Origin of the sequence: Arenibacter certesii DSM 19833, from assembly GCF_000429545.1 — a bacterium.
In the GTDB taxonomy this organism is placed as follows: Bacteria; Bacteroidota; Bacteroidia; order Flavobacteriales; family Flavobacteriaceae; genus Arenibacter; species Arenibacter certesii.
This window is the reverse complement of record NZ_KE386917.1, coordinates 6,899-9,041: the sequence shown is the minus strand read 5'-3', so window position 1 is coordinate 9,041 and position 2,143 is coordinate 6,899. Positions and strand designations below refer to the sequence as shown.

The 2,143-nt window shown below is 37.8% G+C and carries 3 protein-coding genes and 1 CRISPR repeat array; all 3 genes read left to right on the top strand.

The annotated features are described in order from the left end of the window. On the top strand, positions 1-202 hold a 202-nt coding region (locus tag G466_RS0121160), incomplete at its 5' end, for an ATP-binding protein (protein ID WP_026815405.1). Between the two features lie 163 nt (positions 203-365). Next, positions 366-1,370 (top strand): type I-B CRISPR-associated endonuclease Cas1b, encoded by a 1,005-nt coding sequence (cas1b, locus tag G466_RS0121155; RefSeq protein WP_026815404.1) that lies wholly within the window; start codon positions 366-368, stop codon positions 1,368-1,370. Position 1,371: 1 nt separating this feature from the next. Further along, positions 1,372-1,635: a CRISPR-associated endonuclease Cas2 gene (gene cas2, locus G466_RS0121150; protein WP_026815403.1), complete on the top strand. Its 264-nt coding sequence runs from the start codon at positions 1,372-1,374 to the stop codon at positions 1,633-1,635. Positions 1,636-1,840: 205 nt separating this feature from the next. Further along, positions 1,841-2,134: a CRISPR direct-repeat array (repeat unit 30 nt; unit sequence CTTTTAATCGACCCATTTAGGAATTGAAAC). Positions 2,135-2,143: the final 9 nt, after the last annotated feature.

Sequence of the window (2,143 nt, the reverse complement as noted above, 5' to 3'; positions counted from 1 at the left end):
TAGAAAACAGCAAATGGACCTGATGGAGATCATTGAGGACCGGCATGGAAGATCATCTACCATTATTGCAAGTCAACTTCCTGTGGGAAGCTGGTACGATATTATTGGAGAAGCAAGCATCGCTGACGCGATATTGGACCGACTGGTACACACCTCTCACCGGATAGAATTAAAGGGAGAAAGTCTAAGAAAAAAACTGTAATATTGTCATTAACTTATCTTTTTGACCAAAATCCTTAGGGGGGTCAGTATGGCCAGAATAGGGGGTCAACATCACCAGAATATCCATTTGGGGCCAAAATCAAAAGATATCAGAATGGTTCTAGGTGCAGAGTAACTATGGTCTAATTTTCAACAACCGCTTTATGAAAAAATCATATTACCTTTTTAACGCTGGCAGATTGAGCCGCAAGGACAACACCCTTAAATTTGTATCCGTAAATGAAGACGGGGTTGACGGAAAACCAAAATACCTTCCTGTCGAGGGAGTCAAGAATCTATACTGTTTTGGAAGTTTGGATACTAATAGTGCCCTGTACAATTTTTTAGGGAAAAACCAGATAGGGGTGCACTTCTTTGATTTTTATGAACATTATACAGGCAGTTTTATGCCCAAAGACTATCTGTTGAGCGGCAAGGTCATCGTTAACCAAGTGGAACATTATAGTTCACAAAAAAAAAGAATGATCATTGCCCGACAATTTATTGAAGGGGCATCGTTCAACATGCTCAAAAACCTCAAGTACTACTCAAAACGTGACAAGGATCTTTCAAAACAAATCCTTCAAATAGAACAACTTTCAAAATCGATAACCGACATTCAAGCCATAGATGAACTTATGGGCATCGAGGGAAATATACGTTCGGCTTATTACAGCGGGTTTAGCACAATTATCAACGATTTTGAGATGAACAACCGTACCAAACAACCGCCCAACAACGAGATAAATGCCATGATATCTTTCGTGAACATGATCTGCTATACGACCTGTTTAGACCAAATCTATCACACACAATTAAACCCGACCATAAGTTTTTTGCACGAACCCGGGTTTCGTAGGTATTCACTTGCCTTAGATCTAGCAGAAGTTTTCAAGCCACTATTAGCAGATCGGCTAATTTTCTCGTTACTGAACAAAAAAATGATCCAAAAAGGTGATTTCGACCAAAAATTGAACAGTTGCCTTTTAAAGGAATCGGGCAGAAAGACCGTTTTGCGTGCCTGGGACGAAAAACTCAATGAGACTATTAAGCACCGTACCTTAAAACAGAATGTAAGCTACAAAAGGCTTGTTAGGCTAGAATGTTATAAACTGGTAAAGCATGTCATGGGCATGCAAGAGTACAAACCCTTTAAAACTTGGTGGTAAGATGTATGTGATTTTAGTTTATGATATGGACAAACGAAGGGTGGGCAAAATGTTAAAATTGTGCCGCCAATACCTGAACTGGATACAGAATAGCGTTTTTGAAGGCGAGATTACTGAGGTAAAACTAAAGGAACTGCTAGCGTACGCTAAATTGATCATGGACGAAAAAACAGATAGTTTGATTATCTTTAAGAGTAGACAGGAAGGTTGGCTAGAAAAAGAGGTCATCGGCAAGGAAAAGAACGAACTTGACAATCTGATATAAGCGTCTAACAAAGAAATTATAGCCATAAAAATTAAGTTCTTTGACATTTTGATACTTAATGTCTTAAAAAACAAGGCGTTGCCAAGTTGTCGAACCCCAAGGCAATTTATATCATTAGTAGTTGACGCTTTTTTTGTCTTATATTTACCATGCAGATAATTTCAAGCATTTAATAACCAATCTGTTGATTCTATAAAATCGACGGCTTTTAATCGACCCATTTAGGAATTGAAACTCTATAGAGGCGCAAATAGGTATCTTAACTATAAACCTTTTAATCGACCCATTTAGGAATTGAAACAGATAAACTTGACATCACAGTAAAATATAGGCGCTGCTTTTAATCGACCCATTTAGGAATTGAAACATTAAATTAGATGAGTTAGCTGTTTCGGTTAAGTAGCTTTTAATCGACCCATTTAGGAATTGAAACACAATAAAACCATTTTTGATGCTACAGGGTGCAGCGCTTTTAATCGACCCATTTAGGAATTGAAACCTGTTAAAT